Source organism: Spirosoma taeanense (genome assembly GCF_013127955.1).
GTDB lineage: Bacteria > Bacteroidota > Bacteroidia > Cytophagales > Spirosomataceae > Spirosoma > Spirosoma taeanense.
This window is the reverse complement of record NZ_CP053435.1, coordinates 3,892,298-3,906,930: the sequence shown is the minus strand read 5'-3', so window position 1 is coordinate 3,906,930 and position 14,633 is coordinate 3,892,298. Positions and strand designations below refer to the sequence as shown.

Below are 14,633 nucleotides of genomic sequence, written 5' to 3'. Positions count from 1 at the left end.
ACGAACAGTGCAGTTCACCTACCAGAGTGCTGTTAACGGCATTCCGGCCGGAGCCAGGCACGTAGACCTTTGGCTGCCCATGCCGCACGATAGTTTGTTTCAGCGCATCACTGGACTAACAATAACCACTCAACTACTTTATCTATCCCTACGTCGAGGTTGATGGAAAACTGGTTGCCACTCTGGATAAACGCGTTACGTTCCGGGATTTAACTAAAACAGCGCACCCTTGAGGGTGCGCTGTTTTGACAGTTAGAATTCTGTAACATCAGCTTTTCTTTGACGACGCCTGTTGAGTTTTAATCCACGTGTTCATCTTCGCTTCGAAAATAGCGAGGGGCATAGCCCCGTCTTTCAGCACCTGATCGTGGAAGGCCCGAACATCGAACCGGTTGCCGAGGGCTTTCTCCGCTCTCTGACGGATTTCTATGATTTTTAACTCACCAATTTTATAGGACAACGCCTGCCCCGGCATGGCAATATACCGTTCAACTTCCTGAATGGCCGTAGCCTCGGTGGTGGGTTCGTTGTCCAAACTGTACTGAACGGCCTGTTCGCGGGTCCAGCCTTTATGGTGCATACCCGAATCAACTACCAGCCGGATCGCCCGGTGCATTTCGCCCTGCAACTGGCCAAGCACCTGGTACGGGTCGCTGTACAGACCCAAGTCTTTTCCCAGGCGTTCGGCATATAAACCCCAGCCCTCGACGTAAGCCCCGTAGCGTCCTACTTTCTGAAAATTCGGAACGGCTGGGTTTTCGGTTTGCAACGAAATCTGGTAATGGTGGCCGGGAATTGCCTCATGCAGAAACAAATCTTCCATCCGCCAGTAGCTGTACTTGCTGGCATCGAGTACGGGGAAGTAGAAAACACCTGGCCGGGAGCCGTCTGGTGTGCCGCCCATGTAATGAGCCGCCGACGTAGCCGCGCGGTATTTCTCGATCGGCCGGATTTCAAAGGCCGTTTTAGGCACCACATTAAACTGGCTCGCCAGATGCGGCTTTATAGTTTCGTAAATCTTCTGAAAGCCATTCACTACGTCCTCGTCGGTCTTATACGGAAAGAATTTCGGGTCGGTAAATACGTATTGAAAGAACGCTTTCAGGTCGCCTTTGAAGTCCACCTGCTGCCTGATGTTTTCCATAGCCTGCCGAATCCGCTTTACTTCGCTCAAACCAATGGCATGTACCTCATCGGGTGAGAGGTTCGTAGTCGTCCACGATTTCACCAGATAGGCGTATTGATCTTTACCATCGGGCAGGGCTTCAAGGGCAACGGTCTGGCGGGTATTTGGGAGATAGTCGTTCTGAATGAACGTATACAGGCGATTATAGGCCGGAATGATCTGCTGCGTAATGGCCTCCGTGTAAGCCGTCGTCAGTCGTTGCTTTTCATCGGCTGAAAAGCTGGTCGGCAGGTTTTTGATGGGGGTATAGAAAAGGCTTTTCGTGACATCGTTAACCAGCATCGCCTTGATCTGAGGCAGAACCTTTACCATCACGACCTGCGGCTGCACCCGGTTCATGACCAGCCCTTTCCGCATGTTGGCGATGGCCGTATCGGTCTGGGCGACGAAACCGGTTACCCGTTTCAGAAAATCATCGTAGTCTTTAACCGATTTAAACGGGTGGACACTGCTTCCCGAACCCATCTGCGAAAATGACAGCCGAAAATCGCCCATCTGGTTCATGGGGGTCAGGTAGGTCATATACTGCATGCCTTCCAGACTCTTTTCCAGATCGTAGCGAAAAATCTGGTAGCTGAGCTTGTCACGCTCCGGCAGTTGCTGCAGGTTATAGGCTTTCAAACTGTCCAGATACCGCGTAAACAGAGCCTGCATCTGAGCGCGGTAGGGTTGACTGAGGGAGTTTTCGAGCTGGTCGTTGTACCGATAGTCACCCTTGCTTGACGCAACCGTTGGGTTCAGTTTTAAAAACTCCTCATAATAGGAGTCCAGCATCCGTTGAAAACCGGAAGCCGAAGCGGAGGAAGTTTGAGCAAGGGTCAGTCTGGTACAGAGCAGAACGAGAAGAACTAGCGTAAAGCGCATGGATAAGGCGTTTGTGTGAAGCTGCGTTTTCAGGCAAGATACGGTTTTTCGGCCGGACAAACGAAAAGAGAGGCTTCACGGGCCTCTCTTTTCTCTCATTGATTTACTCCGAAACGCAGTTGGTGTTCTTAAATCTCCGAGTACGTGGTTGGGTGCAGTAGGTAGATGTCGGCGCGCAGGAAGTTGTGGGCATATTCGGGCTTGGAATTTAGTTGTTTCCAGCCGGGATCGGCGCTGAACGATTTCCAGTGCTCGTCGCGGGAAGCCTTGTTTTCGAACGAGGTCATATACATCAGGCTGGGTAGCTTGCTGCCGGCTTTCACCTGCCCGCAGAAAACCGTGTTGAAGCCCAGCCGTTTGAAAATGTCCAGCTCGCCATTGTTGAACTGGCTAATCTTGTTTTCGTGCAGCTTCTCCGTCGCGGCTTCGTATCGGCGCAGCTCGTAAATGCGCTCGGAAGGCTGCGCCTGCAGCTTCGGAACGATTAACGTAGGCATACCCGCAAACGCTTCCATCAAGACCGACTCAATGTTGCTGAAAACCGGGTTGTTGTATTCGGCATTGATGTAATCCTGCCCGGCGGCTACGTACTGTTTGTCTTTCGCCAGGGTTTCGGAAAGCGACATGAACTGGTCCACCGACCTGAACGGAATGAGCACATACACCAGGGAATCGGCGTTCGTTGCGGGCTTGAACACGCCTACTTTCCCGATGCCCGCTCGGTGCAGCGCGGGCAGATATGCCTGTTGGAGATAAGTCTCCAGCCGGTCTTTCTGGTTGTTGTCTTTCAGGTGATAGATTTTAAGCTGGTAGAATTCACGTTTGGGAGCAAAGCTAAATGCCTGAACGGCGGTGATCAGAAAAGCGGCTATCAGCCAGAAGGCGATGGAATGGCCTGTTTTACGGGTACTGAGCATGTTGATTAATAAAAAGTGACTATCCTCTAAAAAAGGAACACGTAGAAACAAACTTACTGTACCCATCCGAAAACGTGAAGAAAAATAGCTCCGTCAGAAATGCGAGAGCCGCTTAAACAGTTGAGAATCAAGTTTTATGCTCTGAAATAAACTAGCTATTCTATCCCTGAAAACCAGTATCTTTGTGGTTTCGTCAACTAATTTCCGTTTAATGAAAGCCACAATCGCTGTTTTTTTATCGACTGTGTTTATGAGTGCATCCGCACCGGCGACTAAACCGCCAACTGTAGACAATCCGTTCTTTACGGCCTACAATACGCCCTTCGGCGTACCCGCTTTCGACAAAATCAAGCCCGAACACTTTGAGCCGGCAATTGACGAAGGCATGAAACAGCAGGCCGCTGAAATTAGTATAATTACCAGTCAGAAGCAGGCGCCCAGTTTTGTCAACACCATTGAAGCGCTGGAAGCAAGCGGTGACCTGCTCCGGCGGGTAAACACCGTTCTGGGTAACCTGAACAGCGCCAACACGAACGATGAACTGCAGAAAATCGCCCAGACGGTGGCGCCGAAGCTATCGAAACATAGCGATGATATTTCACTGAATCCGGTCTTATTTCAGCGTGTAAAGGCGGTCTATGACCAGCGCAACCGGCTCAAACTAACCGGCGATCAGCAGCGGCTGCTGGAAAAGACCTACAAAAATTTCGTTCGCAACGGGGCGGCCCTGGCGTCCGACAAGCAGGATCGCCTGCGAAAAATCAATGGCGAACTCTCCGTGCTGACCCTGAAGTTTGGCCAGAACCTGCTCGCCGAAAACAACGCCTACGCCCTGGTTATCGACAAACAGGAAGATCTGCGCGGTCTGCCGGCGTCAATTGTAGCCACTGCCGCCGACGAAGCGCAGAAGCGGAATCTGGCGGGCAAGTGGGTGTTCACCCTGCAGAATCCGAGCATCATGCCGTTTTTGCAGTACGCCGACAACCGCGCCTTGCGGGAGAAGATTTTCCGGGCGTATCTGGAGCGGGGCAATCATAATGACGAGCGCGACAACAAGCAGATTATGGCGAAGATGGTCGCGCTGCGGGCGGAGAAAGCGCAATTGCTGGGTTACGAGAACCACGCGGCTTACGTACTGGAAGAAAGCATGGCCCAGACCCCGGCCAAAGTAAGCGAACTACTTAATCAGCTCTGGGCGGCTACCGTTCCCGTTACGCAGCAGGAAGCCGCCGAGTTGCAGGCCCTGATGGATAAGGAAGGGAAAGCCAGTCCAGGCCGGGGCGAAAAGTTAGCCAGCTGGGACTGGCGCTACTACGCCGAAAAGCTGCGTAAAGAAAAATTCGCCCTCGATGAGCAGGAGTTACGTCCTTATTTTCCGCTCGAAGGTGTGCGGGATGGTATTTTCATGCTGACCAACCGGCTTTACGGCCTGCGGTTCGAGCGCCGTCCTGACGTACCAGCCTATCATCCCGACGCCATTGCCTACGAAGTGAAAGAAGCCAATGGGCAACATATTGGTATTCTTTACATGGACTTTCACCCCCGCGCCAGCAAACGGGGTGGTGCCTGGATGACCAGCTACCGGCGACAGGAAATCGAGAACGGTAAGAAAATTACGCCCGTTGTTTCTATCGTCTGTAACTTCTCTAAACCGACCAGCAACGCCCCCGCGCTGTTGACCCTGGACGAGGTAAGCACGTTCTTCCACGAGTTTGGCCACGCCCTGCACGGTCTGCTGTCCAACGTACATTACGGTAGCCAGTCGGGTACGTCGGTGCCGCGCGACTTCGTCGAGCTGCCGTCGCAGATCATGGAAAACTGGGCCGTTGAGCCGGAGATGCTGAAGCTGTTTGCCAAACACTACCAGACCGGCGCGGTCATCTCCGATGCACTCGTGGAAAAAATCAAAAAGAGCAGCCTGTTCAATCAGGGCTTTGCCACGAGCGAATACCTCGCTGCGTCGCTGCTCGACATGGCCTACCACACGCTCAAACCCGATCAGGTGCCGACCGATGTGCTGGCTTTTGAAAAGCAGGCTATGGACAAAATTGGTCTGATTGATCAGATCCCACCGCGTTACCGGAGTACCTACTTCCAGCACGTTTTTGCGGGTGGTTATTCGGCGGGTTACTACAGCTATATCTGGTCGGCGGTGCTCGATGCCGATGCTTTCGAGGTGTTTAAGCAGAAAGGACTGTTTGATCAGAAGTCGGCGCAGTCATTCCGGAAGAACGTGCTGGAGCGCGGTGGCACCGACGAGCCGATGAAGCTCTACCGCAACTTCCGGGGAGCCGAGCCCGACATCAAACCCCTGCTGCGTCGGCGCGGTCTGCTGAAGGATGTGTAGGGATTATCTTTAGATTGAATCAGCTCATATGCAGAAGGAGACCCAATGGGTCTCCTTCTGGTTTTAGGGAGCGTGTTACTGGCCGTTACGTCTTCTTGATAACCTGTGGTTGCGGCAACTGAATGACGAACTGAGTTCCCTGCCCGGCCTGACTTTCTACCAGCAACGACCCGCCATGTCCCTTGGTCACGATATCATAGGAAAGCGATAGGCCTAAGCCCGTACCTTCGCCCGTGGGTTTAGTCGTGAAAAAAGGTTGGAAAATCTTCGCTTTGACCGCGTCGGGTATGCCGATGCCGTTGTCCAGCACCTGAATTTCGATCGTATCCTCAACCCGTCTGGTACTTACCCGAACGATCGGCTGATACGCGACAGCCGACTGCTGTTTTTTCTCGGAAACGGCGTAAAACGCATTGTTGTACAGGTTCAGTAGCACCCGGCCTAATTCCTGCGGCACAACATCAACCAGGCCCAAATCGGCTTCGAAGTCTGTTTCCAGTTTGGTGCTGAAGGTTTTGTCCTTGGCCAGTAGCCCGTGGTAAGCCAGATGAAGATATTCATCACAAAGCGTATTCAAGTCGGTAAGCCGACGTTCACCCGTGCCCATACGCGTGTGTTCGAGCATACCGTTCACAATGGACGCGGCCCGCTGGCCATGATTGGTAATCTTGGCTAAGTTCCGGCTGAGATCAATTAAAATCTCATCGGCATACTGCTTATCCGCATCCGGTAATTTCTGGATGGGCCCTTCCTTTAACTCATCAACTAACTCGGTACTGACTTCGGCGAAGTTATTGACGAAGTTCAGCGGGTTCTGCATCTCGTGGGCAATGCCGGCGGTTAACTCACCCAGCGAAGCCATCTTTTCGGATTGAATGAGCTGCGTCTGCGTTGTTTTGAGTTCTGTATAGGCCTGTTCAATTTTTTTTGCCTGCGCCAGTTCCCGTTCCCGGGTTCGTTCCCGCTCGATGGCAATCACGCGCTGCTTCTGAAAGCGATGCACGCCGTAGACTCCACCCATAAACAGGATTGCGTAGAGGCCGTATGCCCACCAGGTTGCCCACCAGGGCGGCAGCACCGTAACGCGAAGGGCATTCTCGGCCCATAAGCCGTCGCTGCTGGCGGCTTTTACCCGAAATACATAATTGCCGGGCGGCACATTTGAATAGTAGGCGGCCTTCTCCGAACCGGCCCTGCGCCAGTTTTTCTCGTAGTTTTCCAGGATGAAAAGATGTTTATTGGCTTCGGGACTGCTGTAGTGAATCCCGGAAAACTCAAAGGAAAATACATTCTGTTTGATGGTGAGTTCAATCGCCCGGGTTTCTTCGATAGGCTTCTTTAACGGACTATCCGGGCCCGGTTTGACCGGCATATCGGCAATTTTAAAATCCGTAATGAGCACCTGCGGTGCTTTGGTATTGGTTTTAATTTCACCAGGATGGAAGACGTAATAACCCGTTTCATCGCCAAATAACAAGGCACCATCGGGGCGCTTATGGCCTACCATGTCCGACAGACCGTTGGGCAGAATTCCGTATTTCTTCCCGTAAACCTGGGCGCTGGCCCGACTGGCATTGAGTCTGAAGATACCCGATACCGAACCCAGCCAGAGGTTTCGTTTAGAATCTTCCAGAATGCTTACAATGTTGGCTGTGCTCAATTCCGGCCCCGCGTCGGTGAAGCGGGTGAATAGATCCTGTTTATCGTTCCGCCGGAACAGGCCAAATTCGGTCGCTACCCAGAGGGTGCCCTGCGCATCCTGAGCGATATTGACCACATTGCTGCCTTCCAGATATCGCCTGAACCGGCCCGCTCGTCGGTCCAGGCGGTTAATGCCACCCCGGCTCCAGGTACCTATCCACAGCGTGCCGGACTGATCTTCGTTAATGCATTTTACCGTGTTATTACTGAGGCTGCCGCCTTCGCCGGGCTTATGCCTGTAGTGCGTAAAGCGTTCTTGTACACGGTCCATGCGATCCAGTCCGGAGTCGGTGCCGATCCAGAAATCGCCCAGATGATCTTCATAAAGAGACAAAACTCCTCCCTGGCTTATACTACTGGCATCGGCGCGGTTATGTTCGTACCGCGTAAACGTTTCTGTCTGGGGGTTGAACCGGTTCAGGCCATTGGCCGTGCCGGCCCAGAGGTTCCCTTTCCGGTCTTTCCAGAGCGATAACACAACATCGCTGCTAAGGCTGCTCGTGCGCTGCGGATCATGCCGGAAAGACGTGGCCGATGACGAATTCAGGTCGCTTCGGAGTAGGCCCTTATCCGTGCCGATCCATAGCGTGCGGTGGTCTTCGTAAAAAGCATTAACCCGGCCATCGGTAGTGATGTGGGTAACGTGCGGGCGTAAGGGGTCAATCCGGTACACATAAAATTGGGTGCTGATCCAAAGAACTCCATCGCGGGACGTGTAGGCGTACCAGACCGAGTTCTCCTGCAGTCCTTCGGGTTTGTCCTTGTTGGCTACGTAACGGGTTATTTTCGATGTCTTCGGATCGAAATAATTCAGCCCGCTGGGAAATGCACCAATCCAGATACCACCCGTTACGTCTTCATGCACAAAGGTGACATGGTGAAAATCGCCTTTTTTCTCGGGGGCACTGAGTTTATCCGGTTGGAGAGGATCGTACCGGAATCGGGTAAACCGTCCGGTTTGCCGGTTCATTTGATGCAGGCCGTCGCCGGCCGTGCCAATCCAGAAATTGCCCCGGCTGTCCTCACAGATGGCCCGGACCTTATTGTCGAGCAGACTATTCGGGTCTCTGGGGTCATGCAGGTAACGGGTAAAGAGGCCCGTGTTTTTATCGAGCCGGTTTAGGCCGCCCGCTTCGCCCGGCGACTCGTTTCCGAACGGACTGCCGCAGCCAATCCAGAGCGTGCCCTGCCTGTCCTGATACAAGATCCTGACCTGATCATTGCTCAGGCTGGTCGGGTCGGCGGGATTATGCTGGTATCGCCTGAATTTTCCTGTCTTCGGGTCGAACCGGTTCAGGCCACCGTGCGTACCCACCCAAAGCAGGCCGTCCTGATCTTCAAGGATGGACGTAACGATATTGTTACTGAGACTGCCCGGATCATGGGGCTTATTTGGGTAGTGCGTGAAGATGCCGGTGGCTGGATCAAACCGCTCAAGGCCGGACCCGAACGTACCAATCCAGATGATGCCGTTTTTGCCAATATAGATTGATTCCAGTCGGGAAGGGGCAATCGATGTAGAATCCCGCGGATCATTTCTATAGGTGATCAGGTGATACCCGTCATAGCGGTACAGATTTACGCCCGTAAACCACATATAGCCGTGGTCATCCTGGGCCATTGCCGTAATGAATCCCCGGATATTTTCTTCAAATAAAGGAACCCGGTTAAACGTAAAATTCTGAGCCTGAATGGGCAGCGCATACAGCAGCAGGTATAGCACACATCGAGCCGTCTGACTTCGACCAGACCGGATTATTGCCGACGTGCTCCTTCGAAGCTTTGGCCAGTGGAACACCGTCCTTTGGCGGGTCCTTAACGCAAAACTGGTCGAGGCTTGACGCCAGCCCCGAGTGATGGCAAGCAGGCCGGGCCACCGCGCACTGTAGAATGGCTTCATGTGGGGGTTAGGAGCAGCAATGATGTAGTCAAGTTACATAAAATCATTGATTTGTTACAAGGTATTCTGGGCCAAACTTCGGCATACAGACCTGGCTTCTTGAGTGGACTCTTCAGCTACAACGTAAACTACCGTATCCCATGCAAAAGAATAGAAGATTGATGATGCGGCCTGTCGGTGTGCTCATTCCTTCTCTATTACTGCTTCTGGCCAGCTGGCATTGGCGACCGGGCGCTTTTGTTTTAGCCCTTGTCTGCTGGTCGGAGTCATCGGTGCTAGAATCGCCCGTCTGGAGCCACAGGAAATGTCAGGTGCATTGCTGGCGATGGCGTTCGCGATGTGATCCCGGTATTTGCGTTAATCGTTGGAACGCCTGCGTTTGCTGACGGTGTGTGAGCCGTGTTTGGTCTGTATGCCTACTGTGAAACTACAAACCGGTTTCGACGATCGTGAGATCTTCACCCGGCTCTGGTTATTCTTAAAACAGATTCAGTCCCTGAATTTTTACCTGCCTTCCAGCCGATACACCGGGTAACGATTGAAGGTCTTTTCGAAATACGTTGTTTTTCTGTAGATGAACTCCAGTTGCGCTCGGGCATTGTCGGCAAAAGCTTTGTCGGCGGCTCGCCGGTCGGCTAACTGCTGACGTAGAGCCGGGTCTTTCCGGAGCAGATCGGCGGCCGTGTCTTCGAAAATATAGTCTGAAAAGTATTCTTTCTGATCGAGCACGCTGTCAAAGAAGTTCCAGGCAAAAAACGAGTCGGCCGCCTGCGGTTCCAGCGTTTCGATCAGGTACCGATTCGTTGGCTGATTCGTCTGAATAACATAGTCGCCTTTATAGAACTGGATGCGCTGCACCGCCGGGCGGACCCTCACCGCCGAGTGAAGATAGTGCCCTTCGTAGGGCCGCTGGCTCGTTTGGTAATCGTCGAGGTAATAAGCCGTTACGGTCAGCAGCGTATCGCCGTTCAGTGGCTGCATCCGAACGCCATTACGCTTTAGCAGCACGATTACTTCCCGCCAGCCCTGCGGAATGACATAAGCTTCCGGTTTGACCAGTTCCGCGTCGGGCACAAACGTGTTCTGGTACGGAATGCGCTTCGTGAATGGTTTCGTGCGGTCGTAATAGAGTCGTTTCAAACCCGACACCTCGCTGGGTTTATGGGCCGCTTCGTAACCCAGAAACAGAATCGAATCAGTCTGGCTGCGGTCGAGTTTATAGTTAATCGCAAAGCGGGTCTGCTGACTAACGGCGGCATCGGCGCGCTGCTTATTGGCCAGAATCGTTCGGGCGTCGCGCTCGCACAGACGTAGAACCGCTTCATCGAAGGCGTAACTGCCTTTCACCCGCGCCGGATAATCTTTCCACATATGCGTTTCAAGCGTAAAGCCAAAGCAGTTGAACATGGCCGCGTAGCCCGTCGTGTAACGTGGTGAATCGTTATACCCCAGCAGACCACTCTCGGGCGTATCCTTGAAGTTGTTGACATAAGGCGCGGGTGGAAAGCCTTTTTCGGTGAGGGCTTTGTCCAGATTCGGCTGGAAGGTCTGCGTCATGTAGCCCGATACGGCCGGGTGCAGCTTGTCTTTCTGCGTGGCAAAATACGTCACCACGTGCTGGTAATCGGCTCCGTTGCTGGTGTGGTTGTCGACGAACACCTGCGGTTTGAGCGACTGGAACATAGCCTGAAACGATCGGGTATTTTCGGCATCGGCTTTGATGAAATCGCGGTTGAGGTTCAGGTTGCGGGCATTACCCCGGAAGCCATAGGTCTCAGGGCCGTTCTGGTTCGCCCGTGATACACCCCGGTTCAGGCTGCCGCCTACGTTGAAGACTGGCACAATGGCCAGCAGCACGTTTTTGGGCAGTTTATTCGCCAGCAGCAGGTCGCGGGCCAGCATCATGCACGCATCAATACCCTCCGGCTCACCGGGATGAATGCCATTGTTGATCAGCAGCGTAACCCGGTCGGGGCGGGACGTAAACACCTGATCGGCTGCGAGCAGAAACAGGTGCAACGGTTTGCCCACGTCCGTTTTGCCGATTTCAATCAGTTTCGCCTGCTTAAACTGCCGATCGAGCTGTTGATAGTAGCGAATGATTTCGGTATAGGTAGCGGTTTGCCGCCCCTGGCTCCGTTCATACGGCGTAATCAGAGTTGATTTAGTCTGGGCAAAGGCTGAAACGCTCAGGAAGGTGAGCAGCAGGTACAGGTGTTTGTTCATGAGCAGGATGTATTACGGCCCTAATTTACCCGGAAACCGTTCAGGATAGGTATTGGGTCGTATTTGCCAGGATTGAGGAATGTAGTATTCTTGGTAAAGGCTTATGGATAAGTTCAAAAAGAGTATAATGATAAATGTGTGCAGATGAATTAGGTGTAACGCTTCAGCGAGATAGGTTCTTCCGTTCAATAAACCGTCGTTTTATGAACGAGAGATTAGATATAACTTAACAACTTGTCGCTTCAGGGATTGGTAACCTGTCGGTAACCAATCCACTCGCAAGACCTCATCGGCTATGGAACTACTTTCCCAGATTAAAATCTCTCGACCAGAGGGCAATGCCTATATTCAACTCCTGCACGGTGACTTGACGGCTATACCAACCGAACTGGCCGTGGATATCTTAGCCGTTTCCGCCATTCGGGGGAGCTATGAGCCAGTGCTCGGTACGCTGATGTCGGCGCTGAATAATGTTGGCGTCTCGGTTGCCGAGCTAGCCGAAGATAAAGACATCGACTTACTTAATCAGTTGGGGTGCTGGCTTTCCAAACCTTTGTCCGAGGCTCAGCAGCATCGTTTTAATTTCAGGAAAATCCTTTGCTTCGAACCAATTGGGAATGTTAGTGATGCCGAAACGGAAGCAGGCAACCTATTTCGTGGCATTAACGCCTTTGCCATTGACGATCTGCACAACGAAGTTGCGATGCCGGTTCTGGCAACTGATGATCAGCTGTTTCCGCTTGAAACTATGCTGCCTATTCTATTGGATACCGCCATCTTCTGGCTTGATACAGGCTTGCCGCTAACCTCATTAAAACTTGTGCTACACCGTGAAGACCAGGTTGCCAAAGGCTTTCCCATTTTTGAGAATGTCAGGAAGCAATATGAACTCAAGCACATGGCCGAAGTCGGGCTAATGAGTGCTAATACGGCGCTCACGAAGATCAATATCCTGAACGGAACTACTTTCACGGAGCAAGCTCTACCTAAGATGGAGTACGCACTACGGGAACTGGTTCAGGCAGAAACCGACGAGCGGATCGACTTCACGAACTCTAGAGATATCGACGTCGACGATCTAGAATCTGTACTCACACCGGTTAAGCCGACTACCTACGATTACTTCATTAGCTATTCACACAAACACACGGCGGCCGTACGGGAACTGGTCAACGCCTTAAAGGTCAGGCACCCCGACTCCACTATTTTTTACGACCGCGACAACATTCCCACAGGTGGTTTGTGGATCAAAATGATTTCCGACGCCATTCAGCGCTCGAAAAGCGTGGTCTGTGTGCTTACCCCTGAATATAGTAAGTCGGACGTCTGCTGGGATGAGTTTCAATGCGCGTACGTCATGGAGAAACGTAAGAAACTCACCATTAAAACTATCAACTTCTGCAACGATGCCGACCTGCCGCCAATGATGGCCATATATAGCTACATTGACTGCACAGAAGGCGATATGGAAAAGTTAAAAGCTTCCGTTGATCAAATCATAAGCAACTGAAAATTAGCAAAGATGGATAAAGGGGTAGCGTGCTGTTTCTGCTCATACCTTTGTGCTGTATGAAGAAAGATGATGACAACCGACAGCAACAGCAGATACACCGTGAGTTAAGCGCGATTGACTCCCTGCTACGTAACAAGGAGTTTGCCTTCGCTATAGCGAAGGCCGAGCACAATGCTTATTATGCTAATATTGGTGCAACTCCTCCGCCTTTTCTGGAGTCGGGCGATGATACTGCCAAGGTAATTATTACCCGAAAAGACGAAAAAATAGCCATTAACCTGGCCGGTTTCTACGCGCTGGAATGCGGCCTTGGGGCTTTGTGTGCTCAGTCCGATCAGAAGCCAACCGATATGCTCCAAGCAATTATAAACAACAAGGTTGATTCTGCCACCTTTCTGCTGCTCAACCGCTTCGCTAATGCTACCTGGAAAGCCGGACAGCCATTCCAGGGGCTAGATCGTATTGAGCGCTCGGTTTTTACCATGGCCAGCTTCCTGCCAAAAGACGAAGTCCAAAAGGATTACGACCAGATTCAGGCGGCTGCTGAGAAACTGCAGATCGCCATGCAGGACGTTCGGAACGGCTCGCTGAACGATCAAATGAGCAAATTACGCAGTCTGCTACAAAGCGAATCGTTTGCGGCCGAGATAGCGTCTCATCTGGACGCCAGTTATTACAAAGGCCAGCAAAAACCAGTTCACCCTTTTCTTTCGCCCGAAGACGAAACCGCTACCGTAACGAAAAGCGTAAAAGAACAGAAAATTGCCACAAACCTAGCTGGATTTTACGCCCTCACCTGCGGCCTCGACTACTTGGCTACAACTCAGCAAAAGCTCCCTTCTGACATCCTGGAATCCATAAACAACAACACAATTGGCCAGAAGGACAAACAACTACTGAACCGCTTCGCCAACGCCACTTGGAGGGCCGTACAGCCCTTCCGCGGGCTAAATCGCATTACCTGCAATACGTTTGCACCGTTCTACTTTCTCACCGAAGCTGATATAGAGAAGGATTGGGTGCAGGTAAAGGCTGTGGCTGTGGAAGTAAGGAGGAGATTGTAGGCTTTTGCTGAGTTAATTCCAATGCCTTACTAGCAATTTCATCTGCGATTAGCAAGGAACGCTTAAATACTTCCCTAATTGCTTTGCAAGCGTTGCTTCTCTCTGTGCATAGCTGGTTGGGTCTGAGTAAAGTGGCGACTCTATGCCATACACGGTTGAGCATTTAGGATCGCTTATTACGCTTTCTAAGGTTAGGTTTAACGCCTTATCATCTACTGTCTCTCTTCGCTCAACTAACCTTCTCGGTAAAGACCATCTATCCCAATAAACTGCCTTTTTCTTTTTCAGTAATTTCTGAGCACACTTATAGGCGCACTCTGTGCCATCTTTTATTCGATAGCTAATAAATTTAAAATCTCGCTTTTTTAATTTATTAGACCATTCTAAAAGCCTAGTTGACGATTCTAGCTTTCTGATGCTTTGAAGATAAATACCAACAGGTTTATTCTTATCGGACATTAAATGAGTTGGTTGTCCAATTTTTGGAACTGTATATAATTCATTTAATATCTTAGATATATCGGCTAAGGGAAACCAAATTGAAGAAGCAGCCGCTATAAATTTTATAGTGCCGTCTTGCTGATTTATTACTTCCTGCACATCAACCTTAGCGTCTAATGCTGGGGGTAAATGGCCCCATGGAGAAAATAATTGACTGATTATCCAGATAGTATCACCTGGTTTAATTGCCTCAGCGGGACCACTATTACTCCTTGTGATATGATATGTGGGACGGAGAAAGCCACTGTCTAACCTTTGGTCCTCAGCATACCAAGGTTCATCAACATCTTTGGTGTGGGATCTATCTTGCTGTTCAAAATTTGGCGATTGCTTATCATTCAGGAATCGCAGATAAGCCCGTCTAGGAAGATAATGAATGTAATGACTTGGCATATTCTCTTCAATCAACTTGTA

8 protein-coding genes are annotated in these 14,633 nt (G+C 51.3%); 3 read left to right on the top strand and 5 right to left on the bottom strand.

All coding sequences use genetic code 11. The features are described from left to right. Positions 1-268: 268 nt before the first annotated feature. Both HNV11_RS16390 and HNV11_RS16385 read right to left on the bottom strand, forming a co-directional pair. Complete coding sequence (locus tag HNV11_RS16390; RefSeq protein ID WP_240163495.1) at positions 269-2,050, bottom strand: DUF885 domain-containing protein; 1,782 nt, start codon at positions 2,048-2,050, stop codon at positions 269-271. Between the two features lie 128 nt (positions 2,051-2,178). Then, positions 2,179-2,967, bottom strand: a complete 789-nt coding sequence (locus HNV11_RS16385; protein ID WP_171740687.1) for an NIPSNAP family protein — start codon at positions 2,965-2,967, stop codon at positions 2,179-2,181. Between the two features lie 250 nt (positions 2,968-3,217). On the opposite strand from HNV11_RS16385, the gene HNV11_RS16380 reads away from it, so the two are divergent. Further along, positions 3,218-5,314, top strand: a complete 2,097-nt coding sequence (locus tag HNV11_RS16380) for a M3 family metallopeptidase (RefSeq protein ID WP_240163493.1) — start codon at positions 3,218-3,220, stop codon at positions 5,312-5,314. Positions 5,315-5,399: 85 nt separating this feature from the next. Here HNV11_RS16380 and HNV11_RS16375 read toward each other — a convergent pair whose 3' ends face one another. Continuing rightward, the gene (locus tag HNV11_RS16375) at positions 5,400-8,738 is read right to left on the bottom strand and encodes a sensor histidine kinase (protein WP_171740685.1); all 3,339 of its coding nucleotides are present in this window, start codon (positions 8,736-8,738) and stop codon (positions 5,400-5,402) included. Positions 8,739-9,419: 681 nt separating this feature from the next. After that, positions 9,420-11,141, bottom strand: a complete 1,722-nt coding sequence (locus HNV11_RS16370; protein ID WP_171740684.1) for a M14 family metallopeptidase — start codon at positions 11,139-11,141, stop codon at positions 9,420-9,422. 295 nt (positions 11,142-11,436) lie between these two features. Between HNV11_RS16370 and HNV11_RS16365 the strand changes: the two genes are divergently transcribed. Together HNV11_RS16365 and HNV11_RS16360 are read left to right on the top strand one after the other, a co-directional pair. Then, positions 11,437-12,651 (top strand): toll/interleukin-1 receptor domain-containing protein, encoded by a 1,215-nt coding sequence (locus HNV11_RS16365; protein ID WP_171740683.1) that lies wholly within the window; start codon positions 11,437-11,439, stop codon positions 12,649-12,651. A 59-nt stretch (positions 12,652-12,710) separates the two neighbouring features. Further along, positions 12,711-13,718, top strand: coding sequence for a hypothetical protein (locus HNV11_RS16360; RefSeq protein ID WP_171740682.1), 1,008 nt, complete (start codon positions 12,711-12,713; stop codon positions 13,716-13,718). 48 nt (positions 13,719-13,766) lie between these two features. Here HNV11_RS16360 and HNV11_RS16355 read toward each other — a convergent pair whose 3' ends face one another. After that, positions 13,767-14,627, bottom strand: coding sequence for a hypothetical protein (locus HNV11_RS16355; protein WP_171740681.1), 861 nt, complete (start codon positions 14,625-14,627; stop codon positions 13,767-13,769). Between the last annotated feature and the right edge of the window lie 6 nt (positions 14,628-14,633).

What these genes read in the sequence shown, in the direction of transcription:
- HNV11_RS16370 (WP_171740684.1), bottom strand. Translation starts at nt 11,141, where the DNA reads ATGAACAAACACCTGTACCTGCTGCTCACCTTCCTGAGCGTTTCAGCC.
- HNV11_RS16360 (WP_171740682.1), top strand. Translation starts at nt 12,711, where the DNA reads ATGAAGAAAGATGATGACAACCGACAGCAACAGCAGATACACCGTGAG.
- HNV11_RS16365 (WP_171740683.1), top strand. Translation starts at nt 11,437, where the DNA reads ATGGAACTACTTTCCCAGATTAAAATCTCTCGACCAGAGGGCAATGCC.
- HNV11_RS16380 (WP_240163493.1), top strand. Translation starts at nt 3,218, where the DNA reads ATGAGTGCATCCGCACCGGCGACTAAACCGCCAACTGTAGACAATCCG.
- HNV11_RS16385 (WP_171740687.1), bottom strand. Translation starts at nt 2,967, where the DNA reads ATGCTCAGTACCCGTAAAACAGGCCATTCCATCGCCTTCTGGCTGATA.
- HNV11_RS16390 (WP_240163495.1), bottom strand. Translation starts at nt 2,050, where the DNA reads ATGCGCTTTACGCTAGTTCTTCTCGTTCTGCTCTGTACCAGACTGACC.